This is a genomic window from Cellvibrio sp. 25HG11W-0 (genome assembly GCF_057815475.1).
On the sequence record NZ_CM174230.1, the window covers coordinates 4011773 to 4027395 of the forward strand.

Genomic DNA, 15623 nt, shown 5'->3' on the forward strand with positions numbered 1-15623 from the left:
TCTAGCCATAGACTCATTACGTACCGCCTCACGGCGGGGGGAGAATTTCGTGAAACTTACACATTGCACTCTCGCGCTCAGCCTCATGCTCAGCCTCGCACTGGCAAGCCAAGTAAGCCTTGCACAACCGCAAGCTAGCCAAAATGGCGCTGCCACTGCTCAAGCAAGTACTCAAGCCAGCGACTTTGCACGCGGCAACCACGCCTACAAAACAGGCGACTATTCCGCAGCGCTGCAGTGGTTTGAGCGCGCCCTCGCTGCGGGCAATCAGCAGGCGACACTTATCTACAACCACGCCGTCACCCTGTACAAATTGCAGCGTTATGAGGCGGCATCCGCCAGTTTTATGCGCCTGCTAAACACCCCTCAATGGCAGGATTTAGCCCGCTACAACCTAGGCCTCGTGGCGCTAGCCCAAGGCGACCACAACAGCGCCAGCCGCTGGTTTCGCCTACTGGAGAACGCCAGCAATCCGCGTTTACAGCAATTGGCACAGCAGCAACTAGCGCGTTTGCCAATCGCTAAAAAAACCAACACCGAAAAAAAACCTCAAGTTGCAGCCCCATCAGCGGCGAAAAAAAGCACGCTGTTCTTTAGCCTTGGCGCCGCGTCAGATGACAATGCCAGCGGCCTTGCCGATGAACTGGTAGGCAGCAGCAGTCACGCTCAAGATACCTATCTCAACGCCCTCGCCTATGGTCAAACCTATGTCAGCGGCAGTAAAAATAATGGGATAAAAATCTATGGCCTCGGACAACTCAGACGCTACCAGCGCTTCGATCACTTTAACTCGCAGGTATTGGGCTTAGGGGGCAACTGGGAAACGCGCCGCAACGAGTGGAATTTAGAGCTGGGCGGACGCCTGCTACAAACCCACATTAATGGTGCGCAGCTGGCCAATCAATACAGCCTGCTGACCAAAGCCAGCAAGCCCGTGGGAAGCGCCAAATTGGAGTTAAGCCACACCAGCAGCTTTTACGCCGCCAGTGCAGCCTACGACCAAATTGGCGGTTGGCAGCATCAACTAAAAGCCGCTATGCACTATCAAATGGGGGCGTTGCGCTTTAGCCCTGGGGTGCGCGGCGAGCTCAATGAGCGCCATGATCGCCGCACCGACAAAACCTTTTACAGCTATTCGCCACAGGTTCTCGGCCTCACCGCCGACGCCCAATGGGACATCACCAAACAATGGCGCCTAATGGGCAACCTTGATTGGAGCAAAGCCACTTACGGTGAACAAAATCAGCATGCGGATCTCGACGGCAACATGAAGCAACAAGCGCGCGCTAATCGCCGTCTGCAAACAACCCTTGGGGTAGGCTACAAACTGGCTCCCAACTGGCTCATCAAAACCCAATATCTGCACAACAATAGCCAAGATACCTTTGCGCTCTACACCCAAAGCAAGAATGTTTACTCGCTCAATCTCGATTTTATTTGGTAAACCAGCGCGCTAGCCGATCAAATTGCACCGCCATTGGCAGTGCAATTTGATCATAGCTTCAGACAGAATTGCCGCTCATATCAACCAAACACCTGCCCCAAACCCCCGCCATCACTCGCTACAAGCATCAGCTAATAGTCAATATGACCAACACTTTGGTCAGACCAATTAGCCAAATAATCCTAAGTTTTGTGCTTTTTTGCTGTTTTTTTGAGTCATAAACAGGAATAATACGCACCCCAAAAAAGAGTGCAGCCGCTAGAGTCGCACCACTAATTTAAGCTCACGAGCATAGTAACCCAAGGAATTTAGCGTTCACCGCAACACCCAGAAACGCCAGCCGAATGGCTGCGCTAAAAATTTTATAGGTGTGCGTACATCAACCACAACGAATAGGCTCTTAGCATTATGAAACCACTTTCCGATATAGGCTTGGTTGGCTTGGCAGTGATGGGGGAAAACCTCGTCCTTAATATGGCGAGCAAAGGCTATACAGTGACTGCTTACAACCGCACTACCGACAAGGTAGATAACTTTCTCGCGGATCGCGCCAAAGGCAAAACCATTCGCGGCGCTCACTCCATCGAAGAACTCGTCAGCTCACTGGCTAAACCACGCAAAATTATGCTGATGGTAAAAGCAGGTAAGCCGGTTGATGACTTTATTGAACAGCTGATTCCACATTTAGACGCAGGCGATATCATCATCGACGGCGGTAACACCCACTTCCCTGATACCGACCGCCGCACCGCTTACCTTGAAAGCAAAGGTCTGCGCTTCATCGGCACCGGCGTATCTGGCGGTGAAGAAGGCGCATTAACTGGCCCATCTATTATGCCCGGCGGTTCACCCGAGGCCTGGCCGTTCGTGAAAGAGATTTTCCAAAGCATCTCGGCCAAAGTAGAAGACGGCACACCCTGCTGTGACTGGGTAGGCGAAAACGGCGCTGGCCACTTCGTCAAAATGGTTCACAACGGTATCGAATACGGCGACATGCAATTAATTTGCGAAGCCTACCAAGTCATGAAAGATGTACTCGGTATGTCGGCTGACGAAATGCACGAAGTGTTCGCCGAGTGGAACAAGGGCGACCTCAACAGCTACTTGGTTGAAATCACCCGTGACATCCTCGCCTACAAAGACACCGATGGCGCGCCATTGGTCGATAAAATCCTCGACACCGCAGGCCAAAAAGGCACCGGTAAGTGGACTGGCGTAATCGCCTTAGACTTGGGCGTACCGCTCACGCTGATTTCAGAAGCCGTATTCTCACGCTGCTTGTCTTCACAAAAAGCTGAGCGCGTACAGGCATCTGGTTTAATCAGCGGCCCCGCTATCAAGTTTGAAGGCGACAAAAAAGCCTTTATCAAAGACTTGGGTCAAGCGCTGTTTGCATCAAAAATTATTTCCTACGCACAAGGCTACTTGCTGATGCGTGAAGCCGCAAAAGAATACGGCTGGAAACTCAACAACGGCGGCATCGCTATGATGTGGCGCGGCGGCTGTATCATTCGCTCGTCTTTCTTGGGCAAAATCAAAGAAGCATTTGATAAAAACCCAGAACTGAGCAACCTGTTGTTGGATGACTACTTCAACACCACCGTACAAGCTGCACAAGCAGGCTGGCGTCGTGTGGCGTCCACCGCCATCATGAACGGCATTCCTATGCCTTCTATCATCTCTGCGCTCAACTACTTCGACGGCTACCGCACTGCGCGCTTGCCCGCGAACCTGTTGCAAGCACAGCGCGACTACTTCGGCGCTCACACCTACGAGCGCACCGACAAACCACGCGGTGAGTTCTTCCACACCAACTGGACCGGTCGCGGCGGCAACACCTCCTCGACCACTTACAACGTTTAATTTTTTGAACGTGGTGTGAGAAAAAAGAAACCCGAATCAGCAATGGTTCGGGTTTTTGCTAAACGAACAACTAAAAACTTCAAGGAGATTGTATGAATTGGCCAAACGAAGCAGATGGCGATGCGCTTAAAAGAATGCAGGACTCGGGCTTTGACTTCAGTAAAGAAGCAGACGTAGATTTTAATATTGATTTTGATCACTGGCCCATCAGTGAAGCAGAGTACAACCTTGTAAAAGCTCTATATCCTGACTGTAAATTCTACGAAGAAGATGGCTCTGGTTATGCGCAATTTAAAATGCGCGGATTCGTTACTCATAAATTTGTAACGTCCATTCAAAAACTAGTATCCGATGAAGTCAGAAAAATTGGTGGTCAGTGCGAATCATGGGGTATTTTCCAGGATTAACTCCTCTGTGTACAAGTGAGTGCTGAGGTTACAAAAACCAGCGCTCCCGACCAGGCATGAAACGAAATTGTCTTTACACAAAAAGTTACCGAACACCCCCTTCATAGGGAAGCGAGTGATTGCAGGTATACGTTGGACTAGGCTCATCAATACCAACATTCCCACCAACTCCGATACGGAAATTCGACATTATGTTGCGCGGTTTAAACCACATTACACTTGCAACCAGCGATCTCAATACCTCATTTACCTTTTACACACAATTACTCGGCTTTAAACCACATGCGCGTTGGGATGCAGGCGCTTATCTAACAATCGGTGAACTCTGGCTTTGCCTTTCTTTGGATAACACAAAGCCCAATAGAGACTATTCACACATAGCACTGGATTGCGATGCCAGTGATTTCAATGCAGTCGCACTGAAGCTACGCTCTGCCAAGGTGATTGAGTGGAAGCAAAACACCAGCGAGGGTAACTCGATCTACTTTCTCGATCCGGACGGACATAAGCTAGAAGTTCATTGCGGCGATTTGCACAGCCGCCTGCAAGCATTAAAAGACAGACCCTACCAAGGCCTAGTATGGTTTTGATATTAGAACCAAGCGCGCGTCATCAACTATCGAAAACATCTAGCCCGTAGGTTGGGGTGAGGCACGAACCCCAACATTCTTACTCTCAACAAACACGCATCCCGTTATTAAGTAAGCGTCCAATAAAGCACACATTCCCATTTTGGCCACCAATCATTAGCCTAATCCTTTTTCAACAGAGGAATGATGATGGCCAGATTAACACAAGAGCAATGGCGAGCACTGATTAAGGAGCAAGCCGCCTCAGGACAAACCGCGAAGGCATTTTGCGCAGAGCGCGAGATTGATAATAAATATTTCAGTACACGCAAAAAGCAATTGGCGACGCAACCCGCAGAAAATCGCTTTGTTGCGATAACGACAAAACCCCTCGAAAACCAAAGTATTCAGCTTCACATCGGTGCCACACAGCTGCGTATGCCCACGGGAGTATCGGCGCAATGGTTAGCGGACGTTATTAAGGCGCTTGCATAATGCGCTGCTTTGTTGATCCGCCTGCTATTTTTCTGTACAAGGATGCTATCGATTTTCGCAAATCCATCAATGGCCTCGTCGTAGTGATAGAGCAAGCGTTGGAGCGCTCGGCATTTGAGCCTGCGCTGTATGTATTTTGTAATCGCTCGCGCGATAAACTGAAAATTCTTTATTGGGATGCTACAGGCTTTGTACTCTGGTACAAACGTTTGGAAAAATCCCGCTTTAAGTGGCCAACACAAATTCAAACTGCAACACTTACCTTGAGTGAACAACAATTACAGTGGCTGCTAGGCGGTTATGATGTGATTGGGCATCAACCGGTATTTTTTCAGCAAGCCAGTTAATTATTTTGATGTAACCTCGGTGGTCGTAGTAAAATACGGCCATGCCAAACTCTCATAAATTACTTGTCGAAATTGATTCGCTTAAAGAGCGAAATAAAATATTGGAGCAAGAAATTCGTTTTCTGCGTGAGCAATTCAAGCTGGCGCAAAGCCGCCAATTTGGCACGTCTTCAGAAAAATCCCCAGATCAACTTGATTGGTTATTTAACGAAGCGGAAGTAATAGTAGACGAAATCCGTGCAGACAGTGACGCAGAGATAACAACAGACGCTACAGCGGCGGATATCACATCTGCCGCCACTTCAACTAAAAAGAAAACCGGCCGTAAACCATTGCCCGCCGATTTGCCGCGTGAAACACGCATAATTGATATCGCTGATACAGAAAAAATGTGCCCTTGCTGTAATGGCGACTTACACAAAATCGGCGAAGAAAAAAGTGAACAACTAGAATACATTCCCGCCAGTTTAAAAGTCATTGAAACCCTGCGCCTGAAATACGCCTGTCGTCAGTGCGAAAAGAACCATACGAATACGCCGATTGTGATCGCCCCTGTGCCAGCCAGCCCCATTCCCAAAAGTATGGCCACGCCCAGCTTGCTGGCACACATTATCGGCAATAAATACCAATTGGCACTGCCGCTGTATCGCCAGGAAATTATTTTTAAGCAACTGAATATCGACCTCAATCGCAACACCCTGTCCAACTGGATAATGCGTAGTGCGGATGTTCTTGAAAGGCTATTGCAGCGATTAACAATAACGCTGCTAACACAAACCGCCATCCATGCAGATGAAACGCCAGTGACAGTGCTTCAGGATGACAAAAAAAATTACATGTGGGTCTACTGTAGCGGCAGAGATTCTCCTGATCCGAACAGCTCCGCGAACAACATTGTGATTTACGACTATCAACCCAGTCGCGCAGCTGCTTGCCCGAAAGAATTTCTAAGCGGCTATAAAGGCTATTTACAGGTTGATGGTTATGCGGCTTACGAAAGCACTCAAGCAACACTGGCTGGTTGTATGGCTCATGCACGCCGGAAATTTACCGATGCGCAAAAAGTACAACCAAAGGGCAAAGTAGGCCGTGCTGATTGGGCAGTGGCGCACATTCAGAAACTCTACCGTGTGGAAGCGCTACTGAACGACAAAACACCGGAAGAAAAATATACCCTGCGGCAGTTGCATGCTGTACCGCTGCTCACTGAATTTAAAGCATGGCTCGATAAATCAGTGGAACAGACGCCCCCTAAATCCACATTAGGTCATGCGGTCGCATACACGCTGCGACAATGGAGAAAGCTCACTACCTACACACAACACGGACAACTGTGCATCGACAATAATCGCGCGGAGCGCGCCGTAAAACCCTTTGTGATCGGCCGCAAAAACTGGCTGTTTAGCAACACCGCCAGCGGTGCGAGAGCCAGCGCGATTTTATATTCGATTATCGAAACGGCTAAGGCAAATGGTCTGAATCCGGTAAAGTATGTTGAGCATTTGCTGACAGAAATCCCTAAGCGCAATACAGATGATGGACTTGAAGATTTGATGCCTTGGCAAGTAAATCTAGGTGTGGTTGGTTAGACGCTTACGTTATTAATATGAAAACCAACCGCACACAGATTTTGGTATTGGCGGTTGCGGCTACATGGTCATGTTGGGGTTCGTGCCTCACCGCCAACCTACACTTAAAATAATTCTCTTGATCAGTCGAATTGGCGAGATCACAAACGACTATGCAAGACAACTTCATCAGACCTTAAGGAGACGCCAATGTCCGGCATCGATAAAGTAAAAGGCCCTGCATCCTACTTTCCTTCCATTGAAGAAAAATATGGCCACCCAGTCGAACATTGGTTTACGTTGCTCTCTGCGCAAAAACAAATGAAACACATGGAGATGGTTAATTGGTTGAAGCAGGAACACGCGCTGGGACATGGTCATGCAAATGCGCTGGTTGCTTATTTTCGAGATAGACCCTAGGTTGGGGCACAAACCCCAATATTCGCACTAATGCACATCAATGATGCAACACCTTGCGTTCACTCCGAGATGCCATTTCATCGCCCGTTAAACACCCCGCCCCAAAGATGAGTAGCGTGCCACATATGAGCATCTAACGCTAAGAATACCCGTGCGAATTCACCAACAACTGCTATAAATAACTATATTAATTAAAATATCGGCAACTAAATGACCGATAACTGACTTTTATTTCCCTTAAGATTCCCACACTAAATACGATGACAATAAACCCGCCAACCAATGCTTTTCGTGGACCGCGCCCGCACAAGCTACTCCGCTGGCTTGCAGTGCCTGCGGGCCTGCGGGTTTTACTCTTGGGGCTATTGCTAGCTTGCGCGCCCAATATCCTTGCCCAAGCTACAGCTACGGCAGATGATTACCCCAAAAAAATACACTTTCGCAACATCATGCAAAACCAAGATATTGCCTTAGGTGAAGTAGAGGCAATTGTTCAAGATTACCAAGGCTTTATCTGGCTCGGCGGTCGCAATGCCCTGCTGCGCTATGATGGCTATGAATTTCTACCGATTGCGGCGGCAATAGATCCTACCGACCTCACTAAAACAGAAGCCGTTAATCAGGTCGTAGAGTTGCTGGAAGATCGCCAGCACACTCTCTGGGCAGGGACTCGTGCAGGCCTGTATCGCTATGATCGAGATCATGAACTCCTCATTCCCGTCCCGCTTGATAACAGACAAAATCAGGGGCGAGCAACAGCCTCCGCGCTGGCCGAGCATTCGAGCGGGAAAATATTAATAGGCACTACCAGTGGCTTCGGTATATTCGACCCCTCCAACAACAGCTTTCGCTCGTTTGTCGGCACCAACGGCGGTTTATTAAGCGGTCAAATTCATGACTTATATATAACGCCAGATGACATACTGTGGTTAGGGTTAGATTTTGGATTGGCGCGATTAAACCTTGCAACAGAGCAACTTGAACTCTTTATCCCCGCCCCTGAAAATCCCACATCTACGAATGAAAACGCGGTCAAAACCATCGCACTCGACCACAACAATCGCATATGGGCAGGCACAGACAATGGTGTTTATCGCTTCGACGTGCCCAGCCAAACCTTTACTACTTACCGCCATGATAAAAATGACCCTCACAGTATTGGCGATAACTTTATTCGCCAAGTTTACGTAGACCACAATGGCTGGGTTTGGGTGGGGAGCGATGCCGGCGGCTTAAATCTTTATGATGAAAAAAATGATCGCTGGATGCAGTTTGAGCGCGGCGAAGGCGGCACAGGGCGACTCCTGAACAACAATGTGCGTCGCATCTATGAAGACCACTTAGGCGACATGTGGATAGGCACCTACCCTTTTGGTGTAAATTTTTACGATAAATCAAGCACGGCCATACGCATCTATCAAAAATCAACAGCGCCCGAAAAGGGCCCAATGGATAACAATGTAGAAGCGCTCCTTGAAGACTCTTCGGGCAATATTTGGGTAGGTGCCCAAGGTATTTCACGTTTTAATCCGAGCACCGACGAATTCACCCACTATAAACACACCCAAGGCCCCGACTCACGCGTAGGCTCACCCGCAATACTCAATGGACTTCTCACATCAACTGGCGATATTTTATTTGGGACTTGGGGCGCCGCAGCACAAAAGTACAATCCTCAAACTGACCGTTTCGATTCACTCCCCGCAAACCCAAACCAAAGCGCCAAAGGTGAAAAAAGTGGTGACAAGCTAAATGATTTAATGATCTGGAATATTTTCGAAGACAAGCAAAAAAATCTCTGGTTTAGCACCCATTACAACGGCCTTACGAAATACGACCCAAAGACCAACACTTATTATTATTATTCTCATAGAGACAACGAACCTGACAGCCTCTCAACGAAAGTTACCTGGGTCTCCTATGAGGATTCTCAAGGCCGCCTCTGGGCGGGAACCGCCTACGGCCTAAACCTTATGGACCGAGAAAAAGGCACCTTTAAAAATTATCTCCCCGACAGTACAAAAGCGCGCAGCCTAGCAAATGGATCGGTACTCTCCATTCACGAAGATACAAAAGGGCGGCTATGGTTCGGAACCGACATGGGCCTGCACCTCTACAGTGAAGACACCGATGACTTTACCGTCTACGACCTTAAAAATGGTTTTATCGACCAAGGCATTCGCGCCATCGTCGAAGATCAAACAGGCAATTTGTGGTTGGGCACCAACAACGGCATAGTACGCTTCAATCCTGATACTCTCGCCGTCAAAAACTACACACGTGTTAATGGCGAATTAATTGGCGGCATAGCCACCGGCGCAGCCTTAGTGCTAAGCGATCATACGCTTGCGTTTGGAACACGCAATGGTCTCTATATTTTTGATCCCGCCAAGCTAGACTCATATCAAAATATGGCCGCGCCATCCATTGCGCTAACCGACTTTCGTCTCTTCACTGAAAAAATTAAAATTGGTGGCGCAGACAAGCTTTTATCAAAAGCTATCACTCAAACCGAATCTATCACTTTGGATTACAATCAATCCATGGTGTCATTTAGCTTTGCGGCGCTCAATTATCGCGATCCCGAAAAAAACCTCTACGCCTATATGCTTGAAGGTTTCGACAACCAATGGCGCGAAGTGGGCAACCAGCGCAGCGCCCTCTACACCAACCTACCCGCTGGCACCTATCAATTTAGTGTTAAAGCAAGTAATAACGATGGTCTATGGAATGACCAAGCGCATAGCATTCAGCTGGTAGTGTTGCCGCCGCCATGGAAAACCTGGTGGGCCTACAGTATTTATGCCGCAACGCTGCTCGCACTCATCTTATTATTTGTTCGCAGTCAACATCAGCAAGTACTGGTAGCGCGCGCCGTCAGCCGCGAATTAGAAACAAAAGTAAAAGCGCGAACGGCAGAACTGCAAAACAAAAATCAAGAGTTGGAATACGCCTATGCGCAACTAGAGGACATAAGCTTATCTGACCCATTAACCGGCTTAAGTAATCGACGCTACCTACAAAAATTAATGCCCATGGATATCGCCAAGGTACAGCGCGAATATAACAACAAAAAAAATAACTACACGGAACAAAAATCATCTCAAGATCTCGTATTCTCTCTTTTAGACGTAGACCACTTTAAGCAAGTTAATGATGTATTCGGTCACAATGCTGGCGATCAACTGCTCATACAACTGTCTAACTTACTGTCTAAAGCAGGTAGAGAGTCAGATTGTGTGGTTCGCTGGGGCGGTGAAGAATTTTTAATCGTCAGCCGCTTCTCCAACCGCGATGATGCCGCACTTATGGCCGAACGGATACGTAAAACTATCGAGCAACATGATTTCACACTCCCTGATGGCAGCATCCTCAAAAAAACCTGCTCTATCGGCTTTGCGTGTTTTCCTTTCCTGCACGAACACCCCATGGCACTTACATGGGAGCAGGTTATTGATATTGCAGATCGCGCACTTTACGCTGCCAAAAAATCGGGCCGAAATCGCTGTGTAGGCATAGCAGAAAATACCACGACAAACAAAGACGCGCTGTATCAACACATTTGCAGCGATCTTAAAACATTGATCCACAGCAAAGAACTAACCGTGATTAACGCGCGTGAAGACAATTTAATATGGGAGTAGTTTCGCCGAACAGAAATCTCTTATACCTATCGCGACAAAAAATCTTAAAAAGAAAATAGACTTGCGCTGTACAAACAGTGTAAAAATTTCAACCACTAACCAACAATACAAAACACCTACCCTAGCTAAGGAAAATGAATGCTTAAAAAAGCACCTAAACCCGCCGAATTAAATCACCTAATTCAAGCAGTGAATAGTGGCAATTATAGCTTAGCCGAAAGCACAGCATTCGCATTGAGCAAATCCTACCCCAAGGCCACTATGGTCTGGAAAATATTAGGCGTTGCTATAGCCGAACAAGGCAGGATGGAAGATGCAATTCCTGCCATGCAAAAGGTTGTAGCATTGGACCCGAAGGATGCCGAGGCACACCGCAACTTAGCAACCGCACTCAAGGAAGTTGGGCAACTCAACGCGGCAGAAACACATTTGCGCAAAGCGATTACACTCGCCCCACAGGATTCACTCTCTGCCTGCAATTTGGGAAAGCTATTGAATGAACAGGGAAACTATATCGACGCAGAAAAAAATTGCCGTAAAGCAATCGCCATTACCTACGGCATGGCCGATGCACACGACCAATTAGGCATTGCACTACTCCGCCAACACAAAACAGCAGAGGCGGAAACCAGCTTCAATACAGCCATTATGCTCAACCCTGAAATGGCAGATGCTTACAACAACCTCGGCATTGCGCTCAACGAGCAAGGTAAATTTTCAGCTGCCGAAGCAAGCTACCAGCAGGCACTAAAGCTCAACCCAAATTTTGCTAACGCCAGCTGTAATCTCGCTAACAATCATATTTGCCAACATAAATTAGCAGAGGCAGAACCATTATTCTTACACGCCATCGCATTAAAACCTCACTACCCTGAGGCGCTAAACAACTTGGGAAATCTCTATAAAGACCTAGACAACATCGAAAAGGCAATTGAATACTATCGCAAAGCCCTCGCCCTAGATCCCACCATGATGCTCACTTACAGCAACCTACTACTAACCAGTGGCTATCATGGAAAGCTTTCACCAGAAGAGACTCTGCACGAAGCAAAAAAATTCGGTGCGCTTGTCGCAGAAAATGCAAAAACAACCTACAGCTCTTGGCTTTGCGCTGCGCCCAACACGGCTGAAAATACCAAAATAAGAATTGGATTTGTCTCAGGCGACTTCAGAAAACACGCTGTGGTATATTTCTTAGAGGGGTTATTGCAATGTATCGACAAAAGCAAATTTGAACTAATTGCCTACACCACACAACCTAAAGAGGATGAGATTACCGCTAAAATAAAACCACTCTTTATTAAATGGCAGTCTATTTTCGATAAAAGCGATCAGGAAGCTGCTGCACTTATTCAAAAAGATGCCCCTCATATATTGTTTGACTTGTCGGGCCACACAGCGCACAACCGACTAGGTGTTTTTGCTTACAAGCCCGCACCTATTCAGGCTACATGGCTAGGTTACCCCGATACCACAGGGCTGGCTGAAATGGATTATATTTTGGGCGACCCCTACCTCACCCCAGCAACTAACGACTATCAATTTACCGAACAGGTTTGGCGGCTACCCGATATCACTTGGTGTCTTAATCCCCTACTAGACTTCATACCCAGCACCGAATTACCCGCGATAACAAATAACTATATAACCTTTGGCTGTTTTAATAATCTCGTAAAAATAAGTGATGGCGTGGTGAAAACATGGGCAGACATACTGAACGCTGTACCAACCGCAAAGCTCTATCTGCAAACAAGTCAGTTGGCCAACGACACCGTATTAGCAAAAACTTTTCAGCGCTTTGCCGCTTGGGGCATAGCACCTAATCGACTCATACTTGAACCCTCAGGCAGCAGGGAAAGCTACTTTGCTTCATACCATAAAGTTGACATAGCCCTTGATCCGTTTCCCTGCCCAGGCGGCTCCACCTCAACTGACACTCTGTGGATGGGCGTCCCCTTAATTACCATGAGAGGCAATAACTTTTGGTCGCGCTTAGGGGAAACAATTGTTACGAATGTTGGCTTAACTGATTGGATAGCTGAGGACACGTCAGACTATATTAATAAAGCCATAACCTTTTCCTCTGACCTTCCGGCACTGCTAGAAACCAGAAACCACCTCAGAACCGCTGCACGCAGTTCTCCACTTTTTAATACGTCAAAATTCACAGAACAATTTGAGCAAGCCCTAATCGAGATGATCGACCAATGCGATGCGCTCACCAATAATTCTTAAAACCTGAAGAAATCAGCAATAATATTTCTCTCTGATTTTTTAAACTGCAATGCGCCAGCGTCACCTTGAAAGCACAAACAATTTCCTGGTGTATTGGCGCTCGTCACACTAACGCCTTGCGCAATGACACTGCCATCGGCAATCTCGCAGGCACCAATTACGGCCGAGTTAGGGTATAAAATCACTCTCTCTCCGAGCATGGGTGCAGCACCATGATTCTTCCCGACGGTTACCCCCTGATATAACACCAAATAATTTGAATACTGAGCCTTAGCCAACACGATTCCCGCTGAGTGGCCAATAAAAAACTTTTCGGGCATATCAATTTCATAGAATAAATCTATGCCATTCAGCGCCTTATTCAAATAAAAAAGTTTCGTACACAACCGCTGCTGTTGCTCATTACGCCAAATGGTATTACTTAAATAATATAAGAATATGCAGTACTGGCTCGAATGCAGATAATCAAACTCATCCTGCTTCCACAGCTTTACCGAATTTATACAGGTCTGCAATCGAGTCAAGGCTTCGTCAAAATGGCGCGCCATAATAGACGCAGTGTCCAATTGCTGGTCTGGAAAGAAATTATGCAGCTGACGATCAACATAGGCCAGTAATTGCACTGGATTACTCTCCGTAATATTCAGCATATGGCTACTCTGCTTTAAGTTCTGTAAGAAGATGGGCTATAGTCGGCACTAATTTTTTGGGCTCCCATCCAAATGAATTTTTAATTTTATCAATATTCACAACGGGAACACTCGCGGTATTTTTTACCGCAGTAGAAGTTTCTATTGAAACATCCAAAGTAGACGACAAGAGCGAGAATATTTCAGCGTTTGCAACATTCTCACCCGATGCCACATTATAAATGCTAGATACTTCACAACTATTAATGGCAACCAGTGCGCTCAGCACATCGCTCAGATGAACATAATCCCGACAGAAATCTGGCGAACTATCCACTCGCAGCGAATTAGATTTAACGTTTAATGCCTGCCGCATTAAATTTGGCAGAAAACCATCTTGATCTTCATGATCACCATAAACACAGGACAGCCTTGCTACACTGGCCCTTTTGGTTTGCAAGCACAGCGACTCCCCCATCAATTTAGATAAGTCATAGAGATGCCGTGGATTATTCGGGTTTAACATCAAATCATCTGTTTCTTGAACTGCACCTTTTAAGCCGTCGTACACTCGCGTAGAGGACAAGTACACCAAGTTCTGCCATGACGCTCGCTGTAAGATATCAGCCAATAGAGAAACATGCGCATTCACCGTGTCAAAAGGTCTTTGCAGGTAATCAGCCGTCAATCCTGCACAGTAAAAAACCTTGCCTAATTCGCGCATAAAAAGCTGCGGATCATTCTTCCTTGGAACCCAGACCGCATATTGCAGCTCTGTTAGATGAGCCGCTAAGGCGCGACCAATAAAACCTTGGCCGCCGATTATCGTCGCTATTTTTTCTGGGGATTTTATCATGTTAAACACTATTTTTATTGGAACGAACTGGGCAAGCCATAGCTTGGATGATGCAAGCTAGGATCTTTGTGGGCCAACAGCTTAGGGCTAACATTTTCCACGATAATATAACGCTCCGAATCAAGCCTGCTCGCATCATGCAGCGCAAGCATATTGAACCCATGCGGCGGCCCCGTTAAATACACCTTAGCAACCGGTATCAACTCAATTGCGCCGCCTTCCATATCCACATGACTATTAAAATCACGAATTGCAAATAGCGTATATCCGAACCCAATAAGAAGCTTACAAATTTCAGCATTCTCTAAGCCATCACTCCAATCAACATAAGCGCGATGAACCTCAAATAAAATATCAGGCTTCATGGTCGCGATACAGCGGCTAGCGCCCTTTAATGCAGCCAACTCTGCACCCTCAATATCCATTTGAATAAGACTAAGCCGACATGCATTTTGCTCAACATAGTCATCGATGGTAATAGTTTGAAATCCCGCCTCGCCTTCTTCCGCCACAACAGCATTGGCAAAGGAATCAAATCCATCCAATTTCAGCGTCACGCTTGTCTCAGACCACAACCCCGTGTGTTGCACGACCACATTATCCAAGTTATTTATGCCTACATTCCTAAGGAACATCTTTGCTTGGTCGACATTGGGCTCAAAACCGTGCAAGCGCCGTCCACTGCCTTTAATGGCCTGCGCCAGCAAAATAGCTTGATCGCCAAAGTAAGCGCCACCCACTAAAATATCATCCTGTCTTTCTTTAGCGAGTTGAAGCAGCAATTTGGTTGTTTGTGGTTCCCAAACATGATTGGGCTTTAATTGCGGCGACAGGAAAAAATCGCGCGCTATTTTTGTTCTAAACAAAAACTCAAAGCGCGTACCATCGATCAGCTCTTTTTCATAGATGTCATTCTCTGAATGCAATGCATCTACTATAGGCCCAGTAATGTCATCACGGATCGATCCTTCGCGATAGTTTATTTTCTCTTCCGCCTGTTTAAGCCAAGCTATTAACTCATGTCTCAACTCTGCATCTTGCCCCAATAGAAGCAATGCTTTTTGTAATTTCTCACCACTAAGGTCGCGCGGGTCGTTACTCATAAACGGGCCTTTTCATCTAACGAATTAATAGACTAGCGACTGC

General features: G+C 47.0%; 13 protein-coding genes. 10 read left to right on the forward strand and 3 right to left on the reverse strand.

Going from position 1 to position 15623, the window contains the following annotated elements:
- The first annotated feature begins 49 nt into the window (after positions 1-49).
- The 10 genes from AC0KUT_RS16790 (at position 50) to AC0KUT_RS16835 (ending at position 12992) form a co-directional block, all read left to right on the forward strand.
- Positions 50-1444 carry a tetratricopeptide repeat protein gene (locus AC0KUT_RS16790; protein WP_488831557.1) on the forward strand — a complete coding sequence of 465 codons (1395 nt, stop codon included), beginning with the start codon at positions 50-52 and terminating at the stop codon, positions 1442-1444.
- A gap of 408 nt (positions 1445-1852) precedes the next feature.
- Positions 1853-3307, forward strand: coding sequence for a decarboxylating NADP(+)-dependent phosphogluconate dehydrogenase (gene gnd, locus AC0KUT_RS16795; RefSeq protein WP_488831558.1), 1455 nt, complete (start codon positions 1853-1855; stop codon positions 3305-3307).
- Positions 3308-3399: 92 nt separating this feature from the next.
- Complete coding sequence (locus AC0KUT_RS16800; protein WP_488831559.1) at positions 3400-3714, forward strand: ribonuclease E inhibitor RraB; 315 nt, start codon at positions 3400-3402, stop codon at positions 3712-3714.
- A gap of 191 nt (positions 3715-3905) precedes the next feature.
- Positions 3906-4304, forward strand: a complete 399-nt coding sequence (gene fos, locus AC0KUT_RS16805; protein WP_488831561.1) for a fosfomycin resistance glutathione transferase — start codon at positions 3906-3908, stop codon at positions 4302-4304.
- Between the two features lie 183 nt (positions 4305-4487).
- A complete protein-coding gene (gene tnpA, locus AC0KUT_RS16810; protein WP_488829881.1) occupies positions 4488-4778 on the forward strand; it encodes an IS66 family insertion sequence element accessory protein TnpA in 291 nt (96 codons plus the stop codon).
- Positions 4778-5125 carry an IS66 family insertion sequence element accessory protein TnpB gene (gene tnpB / locus AC0KUT_RS16815; protein WP_488829882.1) on the forward strand — a complete coding sequence of 116 codons (348 nt, stop codon included), beginning with the start codon at positions 4778-4780 and terminating at the stop codon, positions 5123-5125. Before tnpA ends, tnpB begins: the two co-directional genes overlap by 1 nt.
- A gap of 41 nt (positions 5126-5166) precedes the next feature.
- Positions 5167-6714 carry an IS66 family transposase gene (tnpC, locus tag AC0KUT_RS16820; protein ID WP_488829883.1) on the forward strand — a complete coding sequence of 516 codons (1548 nt, stop codon included), beginning with the start codon at positions 5167-5169 and terminating at the stop codon, positions 6712-6714.
- Positions 6715-6903: 189 nt separating this feature from the next.
- The gene (locus tag AC0KUT_RS16825) at positions 6904-7113 is read left to right on the forward strand and encodes a DUF4287 domain-containing protein (RefSeq protein WP_488831562.1); all 210 of its coding nucleotides are present in this window, start codon (positions 6904-6906) and stop codon (positions 7111-7113) included.
- A gap of 260 nt (positions 7114-7373) precedes the next feature.
- Positions 7374-10757, forward strand: coding sequence for a ligand-binding sensor domain-containing protein (locus AC0KUT_RS16830; RefSeq protein ID WP_488831563.1), 3384 nt, complete (start codon positions 7374-7376; stop codon positions 10755-10757).
- A 138-nt stretch (positions 10758-10895) separates the two neighbouring features.
- On the forward strand, positions 10896-12992 hold the full coding sequence (locus AC0KUT_RS16835) for a tetratricopeptide repeat protein (protein WP_488831565.1): 2097 nt from the start codon (positions 10896-10898) through the stop codon (positions 12990-12992).
- Here the strand turns inward: AC0KUT_RS16835 and AC0KUT_RS16840 are convergent.
- From AC0KUT_RS16840 to AC0KUT_RS16850, 3 genes are read right to left on the reverse strand one after another with little or no spacing between them, the layout of a single operon-like run.
- Positions 12989-13642, reverse strand: coding sequence for an LbetaH domain-containing protein (locus tag AC0KUT_RS16840; RefSeq protein WP_488831566.1), 654 nt, complete (start codon positions 13640-13642; stop codon positions 12989-12991). The two genes, AC0KUT_RS16835 and AC0KUT_RS16840, sit on opposite strands and share 4 nt — an antisense overlap.
- Positions 13643-13646: 4 nt before the next feature.
- Positions 13647-14477 carry an NAD-dependent epimerase/dehydratase family protein gene (locus AC0KUT_RS16845; RefSeq protein ID WP_488831567.1) on the reverse strand — a complete coding sequence of 277 codons (831 nt, stop codon included), beginning with the start codon at positions 14475-14477 and terminating at the stop codon, positions 13647-13649.
- Positions 14478-14491: 14 nt separating this feature from the next.
- Complete coding sequence (locus AC0KUT_RS16850; RefSeq protein ID WP_488831568.1) at positions 14492-15580, reverse strand: FkbM family methyltransferase; 1089 nt, start codon at positions 15578-15580, stop codon at positions 14492-14494.
- Positions 15581-15623: the final 43 nt, after the last annotated feature.

Coding starts and splice junctions, on each gene's coding strand:
- gnd (WP_488831558.1), top strand. CDS start 1,853: ATGAAACCACTTTCCGATATAGGCTTGGTTGGCTTGGCAGTGATGGGG.
- AC0KUT_RS16800 (WP_488831559.1), top strand. CDS start 3,400: ATGAATTGGCCAAACGAAGCAGATGGCGATGCGCTTAAAAGAATGCAG.
- fos (WP_488831561.1), top strand. CDS start 3,906: ATGTTGCGCGGTTTAAACCACATTACACTTGCAACCAGCGATCTCAAT.
- tnpA (WP_488829881.1), top strand. CDS start 4,488: ATGATGATGGCCAGATTAACACAAGAGCAATGGCGAGCACTGATTAAG.
- tnpB (WP_488829882.1), top strand. CDS start 4,778: ATGCGCTGCTTTGTTGATCCGCCTGCTATTTTTCTGTACAAGGATGCT.
- tnpC (WP_488829883.1), top strand. CDS start 5,167: ATGCCAAACTCTCATAAATTACTTGTCGAAATTGATTCGCTTAAAGAG.
- AC0KUT_RS16825 (WP_488831562.1), top strand. CDS start 6,904: ATGTCCGGCATCGATAAAGTAAAAGGCCCTGCATCCTACTTTCCTTCC.
- AC0KUT_RS16830 (WP_488831563.1), top strand. CDS start 7,374: ATGACAATAAACCCGCCAACCAATGCTTTTCGTGGACCGCGCCCGCAC.
- AC0KUT_RS16835 (WP_488831565.1), top strand. CDS start 10,896: ATGCTTAAAAAAGCACCTAAACCCGCCGAATTAAATCACCTAATTCAA.
- AC0KUT_RS16840 (WP_488831566.1), bottom strand. CDS start 13,642: ATGCTGAATATTACGGAGAGTAATCCAGTGCAATTACTGGCCTATGTT.
- AC0KUT_RS16845 (WP_488831567.1), bottom strand. CDS start 14,477: ATGATAAAATCCCCAGAAAAAATAGCGACGATAATCGGCGGCCAAGGT.
- AC0KUT_RS16850 (WP_488831568.1), bottom strand. CDS start 15,580: ATGAGTAACGACCCGCGCGACCTTAGTGGTGAGAAATTACAAAAAGCA.